Source organism: Sphingobacterium sp. UBA2480, from assembly GCF_002341965.1.
Lineage (GTDB): Bacteria > Bacteroidota > Bacteroidia > Sphingobacteriales > Sphingobacteriaceae > Sphingobacterium > Sphingobacterium multivorum.
The window spans coordinates 166,808-182,289 of sequence record NZ_DDPA01000008.1; the positions used below are offsets into that span (position 1 = coordinate 166,808).

13 protein-coding genes are annotated in these 15,482 nt (G+C 41.9%); 9 read left to right on the plus strand and 4 right to left on the minus strand.

Features of this window, described 5'->3' with window-relative positions:
- The 5 genes from B3600_RS19545 to B3600_RS19565 all read left to right on the plus strand — a co-directional run bounded on the left by B3600_RS19545 (window position 1) and on the right by B3600_RS19565 (window position 4,542).
- On the plus strand, window positions 1-912 hold the full coding sequence (locus tag B3600_RS19545) for a DUF5106 domain-containing protein (protein WP_286754131.1): 912 nt from the start codon (window positions 1-3) through the stop codon (window positions 910-912).
- A gap of 3 nt (window positions 913-915) precedes the next feature.
- On the plus strand, window positions 916-1,389 hold the full coding sequence (locus tag B3600_RS19550) for a S24 family peptidase (protein ID WP_286754132.1): 474 nt from the start codon (window positions 916-918) through the stop codon (window positions 1,387-1,389).
- Between the two features lie 160 nt (window positions 1,390-1,549).
- Complete coding sequence (locus tag B3600_RS19555; RefSeq protein WP_286754133.1) at window positions 1,550-1,819, plus strand: PqqD family protein; 270 nt, start codon at window positions 1,550-1,552, stop codon at window positions 1,817-1,819.
- 1 nt (window position 1,820) lies between these two features.
- The gene (locus tag B3600_RS19560; RefSeq protein ID WP_286754134.1) at window positions 1,821-3,449 is read left to right on the plus strand and encodes an ABC transporter ATP-binding protein; all 1,629 of its coding nucleotides are present in this window, start codon (window positions 1,821-1,823) and stop codon (window positions 3,447-3,449) included.
- Window positions 3,450-3,627: 178 nt separating this feature from the next.
- Complete coding sequence (locus tag B3600_RS19565) at window positions 3,628-4,542, plus strand: hypothetical protein (protein ID WP_286754135.1); 915 nt, start codon at window positions 3,628-3,630, stop codon at window positions 4,540-4,542.
- 181 nt (window positions 4,543-4,723) lie between these two features.
- On the opposite strand, the gene B3600_RS19570 is transcribed toward B3600_RS19565, so the two are convergent.
- Both B3600_RS19570 and B3600_RS19575 read right to left on the minus strand, forming a co-directional pair.
- The gene (locus tag B3600_RS19570) at window positions 4,724-6,223 is read right to left on the minus strand and encodes a S41 family peptidase (RefSeq protein WP_286754136.1); all 1,500 of its coding nucleotides are present in this window, start codon (window positions 6,221-6,223) and stop codon (window positions 4,724-4,726) included.
- A gap of 212 nt (window positions 6,224-6,435) precedes the next feature.
- Entirely contained in the window at window positions 6,436-7,716 is a 1,281-nt protein-coding gene (locus B3600_RS19575) for a replication-associated recombination protein A (protein ID WP_046673775.1), read from the minus strand.
- 365 nt (window positions 7,717-8,081) lie between these two features.
- Between B3600_RS19575 and B3600_RS19580 the strand changes: the two genes are divergently transcribed.
- From B3600_RS19580 to B3600_RS19590, 3 genes are all read left to right on the plus strand, one after another.
- Window positions 8,082-9,134: a tetratricopeptide repeat protein gene (locus B3600_RS19580; protein WP_286754137.1), complete on the plus strand. Its 1,053-nt coding sequence runs from the start codon at window positions 8,082-8,084 to the stop codon at window positions 9,132-9,134.
- 207 nt (window positions 9,135-9,341) lie between these two features.
- Complete coding sequence (locus B3600_RS19585; protein ID WP_286754138.1) at window positions 9,342-11,468, plus strand: carboxy terminal-processing peptidase; 2,127 nt, start codon at window positions 9,342-9,344, stop codon at window positions 11,466-11,468.
- Window positions 11,469-11,810: 342 nt separating this feature from the next.
- On the plus strand, window positions 11,811-12,641 hold the full coding sequence (locus B3600_RS19590) for a universal stress protein (RefSeq protein ID WP_046673772.1): 831 nt from the start codon (window positions 11,811-11,813) through the stop codon (window positions 12,639-12,641).
- A gap of 89 nt (window positions 12,642-12,730) precedes the next feature.
- On the opposite strand, the gene B3600_RS19595 is transcribed toward B3600_RS19590, so the two are convergent.
- The gene (locus tag B3600_RS19595; RefSeq protein ID WP_046673771.1) at window positions 12,731-13,138 is read right to left on the minus strand and encodes a DoxX family protein; all 408 of its coding nucleotides are present in this window, start codon (window positions 13,136-13,138) and stop codon (window positions 12,731-12,733) included.
- A gap of 225 nt (window positions 13,139-13,363) precedes the next feature.
- Here B3600_RS19595 and B3600_RS19600 point away from each other — a divergent pair, with 225 nt between their 5' ends.
- Window positions 13,364-14,194: a universal stress protein gene (locus B3600_RS19600; protein ID WP_286754139.1), complete on the plus strand. Its 831-nt coding sequence runs from the start codon at window positions 13,364-13,366 to the stop codon at window positions 14,192-14,194.
- 41 nt (window positions 14,195-14,235) lie between these two features.
- Here the strand turns inward: B3600_RS19600 and B3600_RS19605 are convergent, their stop codons facing one another.
- Window positions 14,236-15,138 carry a S66 peptidase family protein gene (locus tag B3600_RS19605; protein ID WP_286754140.1) on the minus strand — a complete coding sequence of 301 codons (903 nt, stop codon included), beginning with the start codon at window positions 15,136-15,138 and terminating at the stop codon, window positions 14,236-14,238.
- Window positions 15,139-15,482: the final 344 nt, after the last annotated feature.

A 15,482-nucleotide genomic window follows, 5' to 3' on the forward strand; every position in this document is an offset into this window, starting at 1 on the left:
ATGAAAAGTCCAATCTTTAGTCTTTGGCTATCCATATGTCTAATAGCCCTGTTTTGTTATTCCTGTAAGGACAATTCGAAAGGAAAACAAAAAAGCGACACTGCCCAACAAGGCAAAAAACCTTTAAGTGCTGCTGATAGCACTTTATTCCATTTTTGGGATAAATTTGATATGCAGGATACTGCGCAAGTTAAAAACCCGGAAAAAGGCGAACAACAGCTTGCTGATTTTATTCAGCTACTGTCACAAAATCCTGATTCATCCACAAGGGATAAAGCAGTTGACCTGATGTTGGACAAAGCAAAACCCAATCGGATAAGCTTTGATTATTTCATTAAACAATACGAACATTATTTATACGATGGTAATTCGCCCATGCGGAATGACATCGTGTACGAATCGGTATTACGTTATCTGATTAAAACAGATTTGCTTTCAGACCTTGAAAAAGAAGCCTACAGACCTACATATAAATTGGTGCTTCGAAATAAAGAGGGAAAAACTGCCGAAGACTTTACATATGAATTGGCAAATGGCAAAAAACAAAAACTATCGGATACCAAAGCTAAATATACCTTCTTAATTTTCTACGATCCGGATTGCTCACATTGCAAAGAAACCATCCATCAGCTCCGTGATACACCTCAATTGGTACAACTCTTTACTCAACTTCAGGTGCAGGTACTCGCGATCGACCCCTGGGGGGATCGCACGAAGTGGAAAAACTACCAATCACAACTGTCCGAACAATGGATCAACGGTTTTGATGCTGAGAGCAAAATATTGTCTTTCAACTTATACGATCTCAAAGCTTCACCAACGATTTATCTCCTGGATGAAAATAAAAAGGTATTATTAAAAGACACCTATTTGCAGCAAGTAATTGCCTATTTTGTTAAAACCAATCCCTAACTGATGCCTGAAAACACAAACGACAGCAAAGCACGGGTTATTTCAAATGAAGACTATTTTGCCGAGGTACAACGTATCCTTGCTGAAGGTAAGGAAGTCCGCATCAGAATAAAAGGAAACAGTATGCTTCCATTTATACAGGATGGAGATGCTGTGCTTCTACGGGCTTATCAGGGTGAACGCTTGGCCTTAGGCTGCAATGTACTCGCCAAAGACAAGGATAAATTTGTCTTTCATCGCTATGTCGGCAAGAAAAATAATCTATATATATTGGCTGGAGATGGAAATCTTGTACTTCGTGAATATGTAGAAGCAACAGACATCATCGCTATTGCTTATATGCATTACCCGCAAACCGGAGGAGAGGCCGTCGACATCAATCGCCACTGGCCAAGATTACGCGGACTCGGCTGGTACCATATCCGTTTGCTGCGCCGTATTGCTGTAAAATTGAAGCGCCAAGAAAAAAAACGTTAACTTTGGCTTAAAAGAACCAAAAAAAGCATACGAATTCGTTTATATAATTGAAAGAATATGCTTTACTTTATGGATACATTTACAGATGGAGCATTTATCTTGACAGGTTGAACATACTGTATTACCTTGGTACTCCTAATGTCAATAAAAAACATATTATATGAAATTAAGATCGGATTTAGTTTTGAGAACAATCGGTTCAGATCATTTGATCGTGGACCCGAGCCAGGATATGGTTGATCTATCGACAGTATACACCTTAAATAGCTCTGCAGCATGGCTATGGGAGCAGCTCAAAGGAAAAGAATTCACAAGTGACACCATTGTCGACTTGCTTTGCGAAAACTACGAAGTAGACATTGATCAGGCAAAATCTGATGCGGAAATCCTCCTTCAGGATTTTCAAAAACAGGGTTTGTTGGAAAAATGAAATGAACAACAATAGCTTGAAGCAACACCTGCGTTGGGCTTGGTCAATCACCCAGGGATACCGAAGCAAACTGTTCCTCTATTTCATACTGGAACTGATATGCATTGGCCTTTCCCTCGCTTTTGTGTTTTTATCCAAAAAAGCTGTTGATACCGCCACATCCCACGGAGATCTGCCATTGAAATGGCTGCTGATTGGTATCGTTGGAAGTATTGCTCTAAATGTAGGAATCAAGGGCTATTCGGGTCGCATGATGGAGCAGATCAAATTGAAGCTTACACTCCAGCTCCAACGGACGATGCTCGACGCACAGATGCTCTCCATATGGCAATTAGTCAAGAACTGGCATACGGGTGATATTCAGATCCGCATTCAGACGGACTGTGAGGAAGTCGCCAATACCATCGCCAATACATTCCTATCTTTTATATTGACCACAATCCAGCTATTGGCATCGGTCGGTTTCCTTTGGTACATGGACCCGATGCTAGCGCTGATGATACTGGCCATCTCGCCCCTTTTTGTATTCTCAAAATTATACTTCCGCAAGATGCGCAAGCTCAGCAAGGAAGTCAAGGAGGAGGAAAGCAATTTTTCCAAAGTGCTGCAGGAAAATCTACGTTTTCGGCTGCTCATTCGGGCAATGGGCATCTTCCCCAAGAGAAGAGAGAAGCTCTTAGCGAGCCAGCATCAACTGCTTTTGTTGAAAATACGCCAGCTCAACTTTTCCACCTATACGCAAGGCGCCATGAAAGTGGCCATGAACGCCGGTTATTTAGTTGCTTTTATCTGGGGGATCTATCGGTTGCAATCCGGTCAGATTTCATTTGGTACCATGACCGCTTTCCTACAACTGGTTGCACGGATTCAATCGCCTATCCTCGCACTGATTGCTTATATCCCCGGCTTTGTGCGGTTCCGTGTATCTGCAGATCGGCTATTGGAATTGCAGGCAGGAGAAATCGAACCTCAGGTAACACAACAGCGTCTCCATGAGACTCAGGAGCTTCGGATCAATGATCTCTCCTTCCGCTATGAAGATAAATGGGTGTTACAAAATTTAAACCTTTCCTTAAAGGCTGGTGAGCCCACCGCTATCATCGGGCCCAGCGGAAAAGGAAAGACAACTTTGATCCGTTTGCTGCTGGCACTACTAAAAGCTGAAAAAGGACAGATTACACTGTTAGATAAGGATGGTGAAAGGGAGTTAACGGCCAGCCATCGAATCAATCTCGCTTACATTCCGCAGGGAAATTCACTATTCAGCGGTACCATTCGTGAGAATTTACTGCTTCATGTCAAAGACGAAGGAACAATGGATATGCAAAAAGCGCTTTGGCTTGCTTGTGCGGAATTTGTATTTGAGCTACCCGACGGCATCGATACCGTCGTCGGTGAATCTGGCATCGGCCTATCGGAAGGGCAGGCGCAGCGCGTTGCGATTGCCCGCGCACTGATGCACGACGGTGATATATGGCTCTTCGATGAGGTTACTTCCGCATTGGATAAGACGACATCGGATACGTTAATTCAACGACTATTGGAACATGGAAAGCACAAAATCTGCTTGTTTGTAACTCATGATTTGCACCTGGCCGAAAAATGCCAGCAACGTATTTATCTCGACTAAGCATTATTCGAGCAACATAGCGGATCAATAAGACGCATAACGGCACAATAGACAAATGAAAAGAAGTAGCTGACAACAGCCATGAAATAAAAAGAACCGGCAAATACTTAAGCCTGATTTTCGAACAAATTTTTAAAAGAAAAAACGGGCATTGGCCACCCACGAAATAATATTTAACATGAATTTGACGACATCATCCGAACTATCCCAGACACGCTACCGCATCGCGGAATTAATACTGGAGTTTAATCATCCCGTAAATTATCCGCTAGCACAGCTCCTTCCTTCGTTTCGGGACTTCCAATGGCTAGACTCCAGCGACAAAACAGATATCAGCATCACAGTCAGTTTAGCAAAAGCACCAATACCTGAGGATATGGGCACACTTCGGACAGACGAATCTATTGCATGGGGAGATCGATTTCGCTTTTATGAAAAAGAAGATACGTTCATCACAACAATCAGCAACGAACAGGGCAACGGGCTTTGGTACCTCCAAAGCGACCGCAACTTTGAACATTCAACACTTTATGTCCCAACAAGCTCAGCGGATGAACAGGGCGGTGTTATTACCTGGATGGCCATGATGATCTTTGGGCAGGCGAGTCTTTTACACAATACAATCATGATCCATGCTTCTGTAGCGAACCACAACGGCAGAGGTGTCGCTTTCTTAGGCAAGAGCGGTACCGGTAAGAGCACACATAGTCGACTTTGGTTACAACATATTCCAAACACCGTTTTACTCAACGACGATAATCCAGCCATTCGAATAACCGATGAAGGCGTATTAATTTATGGAACACCGTGGAGCGGAAAGACGCCTTGTTATAAAAATGAACAACTGCCCTTGCAGGGATTCGTTCGCTTACAACAGGCTCCAATGAACGAATTTGAATGGCAGAAAGGCCTAAAAGGCTTTATCGCGGTATTGCCCAGCTGTACTTCTATCCGGTGGAACAAGGAATTATTTTCCAACATGAATACCATTTTGGAAAAGATCATCGCTCAGGTTCCTGTCGGCTACTTAAAATGCCTACCGGATGCTGCCGCGGCAGAACTATGCCATTCTTATCTTTTTTCGAACGAATAAAAGGGACCTGATTCGTACCTGCTTCGGACTTGCTTCGACCGTGGACAGATGTTGACCCAATATGCAACAGACCTTGACCAGATCCCGAACAGATATTATCTGGTCAGGATCTGTACAAAGACTGTACAGCCTTTGTTCGCGCCCGAACGCTGTGCGAACGAGGTACGAACACAAGGCGAAACTAACGTTTCTTGATCATACCGCGGTCTGGCCGTATATTGACCTCGCCTTGGTTAAGCGTACGATACCCCTTCCGGCTTATGGTATTGATAGAAGCTTTGGTGGTAATACCCGGTGCAGCATCGTTCAAGGCTGTCGCCAACATCGTTTCTTTCTTGTCACCCACATCAACAAATACATAATCTGTTATATTGCTTTTATCGGGAACCAAGCCATCCCAATAGTCTGAAAAATTCGCAGAATTCTTCAAAAGAAAGGAAACTGGCCAGAAAGACACCTTCTTTTGGACAACCTGCTCAAAGAAACCTACAGGTTTACCGTATGTACGTGTACCAGAGGCGATGATCTGCACCTGCAGATAGGGCTTGAGCACATTAATAATCATTTCCGCTGCGGATGCTGTGCGGTCACTCACCAGAAAATAGACTTTACTCAAGTTCAAATTGCTCTTGCCTTCAAACTTTGTATCCTGAAACATCTTATTGATGCTCGGCGTCGCTTTGATATAATCGTTCACCTCATAGGTGAGCATCAGCTTTCCTTTGGTAATGGCTCCACCAATTTTATCGGCGACATAAGCAGACGCATCTACATATCCCCCTCCATTGTAGCGTAAATCAACAATTAAACTTTTAATCTGCTGGGTCTGGAATTTTTCAAAAGCGGCATCGATCTTTTGTTGATTGACGTTATTATTTTCAATCTCTTCAAAAGACGATAGGGCAAGATAGCCTACGTTGTTTCCATTATAGGTATAGACGGAATCTTTATAAATCGGGTCAATGGTATAGCCATTGGCATAAGTAAGATCTTTGGTCGTTGTTGTCCCGTCCTGATGTTTCACTTGCAACTTAAGTGTACCAGCGTCCAGGGCAGCGTTCAGTTTATTCATCATTTTATCCCGGGCACTTGCATCATTAATCGTACAGCCTGTCGTCGTACAGGTGACGGCGATCGAATAATCGGAATCACCGTTGACTGCCGTAATAAAATCGGAACGCTTAAAACCCGCCTTTTGCGCCGGTGATCCACCTTCTACAAAATAGATAATGGGCTGTGCCGTTTTTTCGTCTTCTGTCCCCAATTGAACATAGATGCCATACCCGTCGTTCGTATCCATTTTAAGCCTGCCTGAAGCCGTTGTTCCGGTATTATAACCATCTAGTCCCAGCATATAGGAAAATCGGTCAAAGACCCCGTTTGGATAAGCCGCATGTGCTGGTGTCAGCTTCTTCAGCGCATCGAGCACCATATCTGCTGAACCATATTTATCCGTGAATTGAGAAGGATCACTAGTATAATCAGGGATGGATTTGTCCCAAAGTGAATATAGCTTATAATACTTATAGATATCATCCTTAATCAACTGTGCTTCGGTGCGCTCGACTGGTTCGGGCTCGGGTTCAGGTTTAGGGGTATCCTTTTTGCAAGAAAAGACAAAAAGTCCAGTCAGTGCTATGGTGGCCAAACGTCCTGTTTGTTTTAAAGGCTCTAAGTTCATAGTTGAAACATTTGTAAAACAAACATAAATAATTTAAGTTGATCCGCAATAAAAAAAACACGCTGACCATGGGGAGCGCCAGCGTGTTTACTACCTATTGAAAAACGTTAGGAGAACAAGCAAAGGCATAAGATAGTTTTAACAAAATCAAAAAATACCTGCCAAGCCTATTTTTTCAAACATATTGATTTAATACTTAATGACATATTGATTTAATACTTATATTTTTCCTTCCATTTGTCCCGTAAACTTTGTCTTAGTTTTTCCTCCTGCGAATTTTGCCCGGGTTCATACAATTTGACCCCGCTGATTTCTTTGGGCAGAAATTCCTGAACAACAAAATTCCCAGGATAGGCATGTGCATATTTGTATTCGGCACCGTAATTTAAGTCCTTCATCAATTTGGTCGGCGCATTACGGATATGCAGCGGTACAGACAGATCTCCGGTTTGTTTCACCAAGGCCTGCGCCTTATTGATCGCTTCATAGGAAGCATTGCTTTTAACCGAAGTCGCCAGATAGATCACCGTTTGCGACAGAATGATACGTGATTCGGGCCATCCAATAACATTGACTGCCTGAAAACAATTGTTTGCCAATAACAGGGCATTGGGGTTGGCATTGCCAATATCCTCAGAAGCCAAAATCAACAACCTCCGGGCAATAAAGGACGGATCCTCCCCGCCTTCGATCATCCGTGCAAGCCAATAGACTGCGGCATTCGGATCAGACCCACGGATGGATTTAATAAAAGCCGAAATAATATCGTAATGCTGTTCACCAGCTTTATCATAAATGGCCATATTTTGCTGTACCTGTTTCAGGACAAAGGCATTTGTAATTGGCTCTTTGTGCAATACTGCCGCATTGACAACCAGCTCGAGTACATTTAACAATTTACGTGCGTCGCCACCAGACAGCCGCAACAAGGCCTCATATTCTTCGACAACAATTGCCTGTTTCTGTAAATATTCGTCTTCATGTAATGCTTTTTGGATCAATCCAATAAGATCTTCTTCCGAAAGATGTTCCAATACATAGACTTGGCAACGCGAGAGCAATGCGGAGATAACTTCAAACGAGGGGTTTTCTGTTGTTGCACCAATAAGTGTCACCAGCCCACGTTCAACAGCCCCTAAAAGTGAATCTTGCTGCGACTTGGAAAAACGGTGAATCTCATCAATAAACAAAATGGGTTGATCTTGATTGAAATTCATCAGCCGTTCAGCTTTTTCAATCACTTCACGAATATCTTTCACCCCGGCCTGAATTGCACTTAATGAAAAGAACGGCCTGTCGAGTTCTCTTGCGATCAGCAAGGCCAAACTTGTTTTTCCGACCCCCGGAGGGCCCCACAGAATCATGGATGGTATATTTTTTTGCTGGATCGCATGGTAGAGTACTGCATCTGGGCCCACAATATGTTGTTGTCCCACATAATCGCTCAATTGCCGCGGTCTAAGTCGTTCTGCTAATGGAATTCGTGTCGCCATAACACAAAGTTAAAAATTAAACGGCACAGCGACTAAATATTTTAGCTTTAATCATCCAGTCTCTTCGACGAAGAGTACAGTAAAGCGATAAGCCTCAAGCTTTCATCAGCATAATTCTAATGGTCAGCATTCACCGCCCGATAGTACTTTAACATTTTTTCACACAATTTTTCGTCATATTTGCTCTATTATATATGTAAATTGCTTTTGGCAGAGCATAATCGAACGTACAGGTTTATCGAATCAAGGAGTAGATTGCTCAAATATGCCCTTTAGCTAAATTTATGTAGGCGTTAATGATAACGTAATATTTTATGAGAATGACAAAATACTGGATTTCTATATTTACCGCTTTGACTGCATTCATGAATATAACATGTCAGGTAATCGCACAGGATGCCGCCAAAGATTATACGGGCGCGATCAAACAATACGATGCTTCCTTTAAGGGTATCGGTCCTGAGGTCTATTTTTTACCGCCTCCAAAAACGGCCAATGAAATACTAGCAGAGAACTATGCGGACAAGAAGTCTTTCAGCAAAGAAATCGCAAGACAGCTCCTGCTACAGCGACTATTATTGCAACTGCGGAGCACCAATAACCTGGGGCATTTTCAATATTTAATGAATCCGATGCCAGCTACAGCGAATGTCTGGAATGACGCGATTGAGGCACAAAAGAACGCTCAAAATTGGATCTCAAGCTATGCCTTATCGAATGAAGCCGCCTTATTTTCAATTAAAAATAACGATAGCAGCAATGCGTCAAAGTTTTTATATCAAGCACTTTCTTTGGCAAATCGTACCGATAACAAGGATGATATAGCCACCATCAATATGAACATCAGTAATTTCCAGTTGTATCGTGGCGACTTTGTCCGTGCAGAAGAAAGTGCACAAAATTATCATACCTATGCCATGACGAGCAAAAGCTATGCGGAGCAAGCCAATGCCTGGCTGTTAATTGCCATGGCTCGAGCCGGTCAGGGAAATTATAAAGCGGCGGAAAATAATATTATCCGCAGTGCAATCCCCCTATTCAATAAGGCCAAAGCCTATGAAGGGAAAATTTTTGCCTGGGAAATGCTTGCCGAGATTTATTTTAAGCAAAATAAATTTACCGAGGCACAGTGGTTTCTGCTACAGGCCCGCGATTTGGCCAATGCCAAAAAACTAAGTAGCGAGCTCGCTGAGATTGAATACCTGTTGGCCTCATCCAAGCAAAAAGATGGTAATTATAAGGTAGCGATCAAAGAATTTGTGCAGGCTGCTGAACTGGCTTCGGATGAAAATAACAAACAGCTCTCACTCGCGATATTGGACAAACTCGGTGAGGTGTATCTTGTGCTAAAAGATTATCCATCTGCTGATCAGACCTACAAGGCCTATACGCAGTTAAAAAATGAACTGTATAATTGAAACATTTAAAACAATCTACCCCATCCAGTGGTCTGTTGAAAGAGCCGTCGACAAAAAGATTTTAAGCTTTTTGTAAATATTAAAGGATAAATCAAATAAATTTTTAGATTCTGCGGTAATGTGCTATGAATTTCACTAAATTTAGCACGCTCATCAATAGGAGCTGAATATTTTTTAAAAAGAATGATTATTAAAACCGTCGAAAATATGTTTAGGAAACTCATATTTGCACTTTTTGTTGTATCCATTGTTTCTTGTGGTTCAAAACCACGGGTAGCGCTTCCTGATGATGGAGGGCTTAAACCAAGCACACAACATCAAATTATCGCTAAAGAAGTCTCTGGATTATTGGAAAATGCGAGCTACAAAAAGGTCAAAATGAATGATTCGATATCGGGTATCATATACGATAATCTGATCAAAACTTTGGATCAAGGAAAAAATTACTTACTTCAATCGGATATCGATGAATTTCAAGCGTACAGAAACAATCTTGCGCAGGATATCAAAAATGGAGATCTTTCTGCCGCATTCCATATTTTTAATGTCTATTCCAAGAGATACCTGGACAGAATGCAATATGCGCTTTCAGAAATCGACAAGAAACAGGATTATACAAAGGATGAGTATTACCAACCTAACCGCGAAAAATTAGGCTGGTTCAAAACAGCAGATGAAGCCAACGACCAATGGCGTAAGCGTGTAAAATACGATCTGCTTAACTTGGAAACCGCGAGTGGTAAATCTACTGATAGCGCGAGGACCAAACAGGTGGAAACGCTAAAAAAACGCTATGTTAATTTGATCTCGCAGGCAAAGAAAACCAATGCCAACGATGCTTTTCAGGTGGTCATGCAAGCATTGACAGATGCTGTTGATCCACATACATCTTATTTTAACCCATCCTTTGCACAGGCCTTCAATGAAGGAATGGCTAATACGTTTGAAGGTATCGGAGCAAGACTTGTCGTCGACAATGAGGCCGTAAGCATCTTCGAAATTATCCCGGGTGGACCGATATTCAAAGACAAGAGCATTCACGTCAATGATAAGATTATTGCTGTAGCCCAAGGTAAAGATGGTGAATTCGAAGATATTATTGGCTGGAGACTTGATGCTGCTGTAGCAAAAATCAAAGGTCCAAAAGGAACGATTGTCCGCCTGAAAATTATACCTGCTGGTCAGCCCATGAACTCTCATCCGCGCATTGTATCTTTAGTACGTGAGAAAATCGTCGTTGAAGAAGAATCTGCGAAGAAAGAGATCATGAACGTCAAAGGTGCCGATGGAAAAATGTACAAAGTGGGTATCATCAATATTCCGAAGTTCTACATGGATTTTGAAGCTTACAGAAGACGCGATCCAAACTATAAGAGCACAACCAGAGACGTTAGGTTAATCTTAGACACGTTGAAACAAGAAAAAGTAGATGCTGTGGTTATCGACTTGCGATTCAATGGTGGTGGATCCTTACCGGAAGCCATTGATTTAACAGGTTTATTTATCGATAAAGGTCCTGTTGTACAAGTAAGAGACACAAAGAATAACATCGACGTCGAAGAAGATAAAAACGCGGGCGTATCCTGGGATGGTCCATTGGGCATCATGATCAACCGTTTCTCAGCTTCGGCTTCTGAAATCTTTGCCGGAGCTATCCAGGATTATGGAAGAGGTATTATCTTAGGATCTCAAAGTTATGGTAAAGGAACGGTGCAGTCGGCGATCGATATGTCACGCGTCATCAGCCCGACTAGCCGTTTACTCCTAAAGGCCTCCGGTGAAAAAGATCCGGATACCCCAGAAGGTGCTCCTCAATATGGACAAATCAATATCACATTGGGTAAATTCTATCGTGTAAACGGTAGCAGTACGCAACATAAAGGGGTTACACCGGATATCGTATTCCCTTCTCAGTTTTCTGCAGAGAAATTTGGCGAGAGCTCAGAAAAATCAGCACTTCCTTGGGATCAAATCCAATCGAGCAACTTCAAAAAAGTAGCTGACCTAAGTGGCGTTGACAAGAAATTAGAAACAATGCACGAGGCACGCATTAAAAACTCATTGGAATATAAGTATCTGAAAGAGGATATTGAAGAAGCTCAAAAAGATGAGGATGTGAAAATTCCATTGGAGCTGAACAAATTCAAGAAAGAGAAAGATGACAACCTCAAGAAAAATAGAGACCGCATCAACGCTTTGTTGAAATTGCAGGGCAAACCGGCGTGGGAAGAAGGAAAATCCCAACCGAAAATTGATCTTGATTTTGTGAAAGATGAAAGTGCCAAAGTGATGACCGATTATATCATCAACTTTGGAACAAAAAAACCGTTGTAATTTCAACGTTTCAAAAGCTAGAAAATGAAAGGCAACCGTAACTGCGGTTGCCTTTTTTTTTCTGAAAGTGTCTGATCTTATTGGCCAGAAAGAACCTTCAGTTCGCTTTTATCGCCGTTCGTGCCTTACGAAGTCATGAAGGTTTTATGACCCTCATCACAATAGGGAGAGTTTAACATTAAATTCACGTTTTCTTTGTAACTTATCGCTACATTCATTGTTTTAGTAATATACCGGTACTGCTTGAAGTCCGAATGATTCCCTTAGCTCATACGCTAAAGATTTGGCAGGACAGAATGCACCAACCAGGTTATAGAAGTTAAACGTATAAAAAAGAACATCATGAAACGTATCCTCCTGTTAACTGACTTTTCAGAAAATGCTCTTCTGGCAGCAAAACAAGTTGCGCTGTGTACAGAAGCCTGGAAAACGCAAAAGGTTATTGTCTACCATACTTACAATAGTGTTACCATTGTCAATAACGAACCTATTGTCATTGTCAATGATGAGGTTAAAGAAACCAAAGAGAAAGAACTGACAGCATGGTTTGACCAAATCAGACTGTTGTTCCCACCCCAAGTGGAACTAACGCATCAGATGGAAGATGTTGATTTGCCGATAGGAGTCAACGACATGTGCAAATCGCACGACATTGACCTTGTCGCATTGGGTATCACCGGACAAACAGGTTTTGCAAAGATCCTGGTCGGAAGTAATGCCATTACGCTGATGGACATCTGCAATAAGCCCATGCTTATTGTTTCCCATAAAGTAAATCCGGCCGTCCCCAAAAATGTATTGGCCACCACCGACCTGAAAGAGGTAGACCGAAAATTGGATTTATTCAACTTAGATCAGGTTTTAGATACCTTCAATGCACAATTGTATGTGTTGAATGTTGCTAAAAAAGAAGGTTCGGCCGCCGACTTGGCACAGGAGTTAAAGCATCTCCATGAGCGCTTAGACAAATATCATCCGATTTACGACTATATCAGCCATGATGATATTACACTAGGTATTGAAGAATATGCCAAAGAGAAACACATAGACCTCATACTGTCATTTCATAAAAAGCAAGGCCTATTAGCGAGCCTATTCAAAACAAGCATATCTAAAAAGATTGCCTGGAATGGCGCCGCCAACTTACTGGTTATTCCGATGGATAGGTCGTAAGAGAAAAAATAACAAAGCCGCAATCTAGCTTAAATTGCGGCTTTTGTCGTATAGTTCTTCCCCCGGGAAGTCTTTCCTTTGGGATTCTATTATTTCTTATCAACCGAATGTTTACCCGGACCAATAAGGATAAGTCCTAAAAACACAAAGCAAAGCTCAATCGCATGTGAAGCACCAGAGATACCATCTCCTTTAGAAAGATGCATTAATCCAGCAATGACCATCGTAAATGCGAGCAATAATGCCGCTGGTCTGAAAAAGAGTCCCAGCAGTAAAAATAGACCACCAACAGTTTCGGTCGCAGCAGCCATAAAGCCCCAAAAAGTTGGCATAAAATGAATACCGATATTACCCATTGATTTACCAACCCCTGCCCAGAGCTCAGGGCCGCCCTGTAACTTAGGAAGACCGTGCATGATCATCATCACTCCCAGTCCGACTCGTAATATCAACAGTCCTGTATCGCGATATTTACCCAATGAATTCCAAATTGCCATAAAAAACGGTTAAATTATTAAAACTTAAATTACCAATCACTCTAAATTAGTGAAATTATTTAGATTGAACGTCTCCCAGCACCCATCCTATAAATAAAGCTATTGCATTTATAATACTTAATGCGTAATTTAATAGCTATAGACCCGATTATGATGCTTTGGAATGTCTAAGACAGCGTAAAAATCCTTAGCCACGGATTACGGATAAACAAATAACTAATAAGGATGAAAAACCTACTCTTGTTAACAGACTTTTCGGACAATGCCTATGCTGCTGCCCGCTATGCCGCACAATTAGCTCCACTCTGGGGTATTGAAAAGGTTGTCCTATACCATACATACGAAGTAATCCCCACCGTAGGTACCGAACCTGTTGTCATAAGCAATTCGGAAATCCTGGAAGAAAAACAAAAGGATCTTAATACCTGGCAGCAGGAACTAATGTTGCTTTTCCCTGAGGGTATTGCCTGGAAGTCCGTTCTTGAAGAATATGAACTTAGCTATGGTGTAAACCGGACCTGTGCTGAGGAGGACATTGACCTTGTCATCGTCGGAACTGCAGGTAAAAGTGGCTTAAAGAAACTGCTTCTTGGAAGTAATACCCTCAAGCTGATCGAAAATTGTCACACGCCATTACTGGTTGTCCCCGCACGGGCAGAGTTTAGGGTACCCAAAAAGATGTTGATCGCCACCAATCTCAAAGAAGTCAAACTAAAATTAAACCGTCTCCTGGTGAATGCGTCGGAAGTATTACGTAAAAGTGAGGTCTATGTCGTCCATGTGACCAAAGAAGATCCTGCAAATAAAGCGGTAAATGCCGAAATAACGATCATGCAGGACTTATTGGCTCCTTATCATCCCATCTATAGCTATATCCTCCATGCGGACATTGCTTCAGGGATCAACCAATACATCAACGAAAACCATATCGACATGATGGTCACTTTCCATCGGGACAAGGGTCTATTAAGCCGAATTTTCAATACGAGTATTGCGCAAAAAATGGCCTGGAAGAGTCAGGCTGCTATGATGGTCATCCCCGTACATTCGGGATAATCTGCAGATAAATGATGCAGCCAGATGCTGTTCGGTTATCCCTACAAATAGGTTAACTGAACAGAATTTTCTGTCGTCTCCAATGTTACTTTTCGCCCAAACATGAGGGCGTGATTGTCATCAATATGCCCTGCGGGGTAACCAAATGCTACCGGAAAATCATATTCTTTCACTTTATCCCATACAATTTCCGCTATACTTTGCCCAAAAGCTGGATCATTGTCTTTCATGGCAGAAAAGCCACCTACTAGGAGACCATTCAATTTTTTGAGTTTCCCAGCACGCTTCAATGCCCATAGCATTCTGTCGATGGAGTAATAGGCTTCCCCTACGTCCTCTATAAATAAAATTTTATTCTTGTAATTGACATCCGAATCGGAAGCAAGTACCGAAAGCAAGATGGCTAAATTTCCACCGATCAATTTGCCTTCGCCTGTACCCGCACGATTGGGGAAAAACGTCTGTTCGTAGGCAAAGTCCATATTATGGCCAAACAATGCATTTTTCAAGGTTTCCAAAGAAGCTGTTGTCCCCGTTTCAAAAGACTTGGGCATCTGTCCATGTATTGTAGCAATTTTATAATTGCGTTGGATATGGCTATGCAATACGGTTATATCACTAAAACCCACCAACCACTTGGGATTTTTTTCAAAGTTTGAAAAATCGATTTCGTCGACAATACGAACACAGCCGTAACCTCCACGCGCCGCAAAAACAGCTTTAATCGACGGGTCATCCAGCGCCCACTGCAGATCGGCGGTGCGTAAATTGTCATCTCCGGCAAACTGATGAAACGATGCCCCAACAGTCTTCCCAATGACAACCTCCAGCCCCCAACTCTCTAATGTTTTTATGCCAACATCAATAGATCCACGTATAAAACTCGCAGGACAAACAATAGCGACTTTATCGCCTTCTTTCAGAAAATCAGGAATTTTGGACATATTTTTTTATCACTAATGATCAAACAAAACCTTCATGGCTTCGAAGACACCAACAGCTATGCAAGCGAACTGAAGAATCTTTCTGGCCAATAACATCAAACACTTTCGAAAAAAAGGACCTCTACATTGCAAAGTCCGATTAGAAATATACTTGATATATGGTGCTTATATGTACAAATAAACGTAAATTTATCTAAGTTTTCTACCGCTATGTTGAATAATATTTCTACGATAACAAGAGGTTAAATAGCAGCGTATTTTAATCAAGTTGCCGTAATCGTAGAAATCAGCCAAAACAAGAATTCAAGAATAAATTGTTCGATATGACATGCATTTATATTGCA

Excerpts from the sequence above, each read along its gene's own strand:
- B3600_RS19545 (WP_286754131.1), top strand. The coding sequence starts at position 1 with ATGAAAAGTCCAATCTTTAGTCTTTGGCTATCCATATGTCTAATAGCC.
- B3600_RS19550 (WP_286754132.1), top strand. The coding sequence starts at position 916 with ATGCCTGAAAACACAAACGACAGCAAAGCACGGGTTATTTCAAATGAA.
- B3600_RS19555 (WP_286754133.1), top strand. The coding sequence starts at position 1,550 with ATGAAATTAAGATCGGATTTAGTTTTGAGAACAATCGGTTCAGATCAT.
- B3600_RS19560 (WP_286754134.1), top strand. The coding sequence starts at position 1,821 with ATGAACAACAATAGCTTGAAGCAACACCTGCGTTGGGCTTGGTCAATC.
- B3600_RS19565 (WP_286754135.1), top strand. The coding sequence starts at position 3,628 with ATGAATTTGACGACATCATCCGAACTATCCCAGACACGCTACCGCATC.
- B3600_RS19570 (WP_286754136.1), bottom strand. The coding sequence starts at position 6,223 with ATGAACTTAGAGCCTTTAAAACAAACAGGACGTTTGGCCACCATAGCA.
- B3600_RS19575 (WP_046673775.1), bottom strand. The coding sequence starts at position 7,716 with ATGGCGACACGAATTCCATTAGCAGAACGACTTAGACCGCGGCAATTG.
- B3600_RS19580 (WP_286754137.1), top strand. The coding sequence starts at position 8,082 with ATGAATATAACATGTCAGGTAATCGCACAGGATGCCGCCAAAGATTAT.
- B3600_RS19585 (WP_286754138.1), top strand. The coding sequence starts at position 9,342 with ATGTTTAGGAAACTCATATTTGCACTTTTTGTTGTATCCATTGTTTCT.
- B3600_RS19590 (WP_046673772.1), top strand. The coding sequence starts at position 11,811 with ATGAAACGTATCCTCCTGTTAACTGACTTTTCAGAAAATGCTCTTCTG.
- B3600_RS19595 (WP_046673771.1), bottom strand. The coding sequence starts at position 13,138 with ATGGCAATTTGGAATTCATTGGGTAAATATCGCGATACAGGACTGTTG.
- B3600_RS19600 (WP_286754139.1), top strand. The coding sequence starts at position 13,364 with ATGAAAAACCTACTCTTGTTAACAGACTTTTCGGACAATGCCTATGCT.
- B3600_RS19605 (WP_286754140.1), bottom strand. The coding sequence starts at position 15,138 with ATGTCCAAAATTCCTGATTTTCTGAAAGAAGGCGATAAAGTCGCTATT.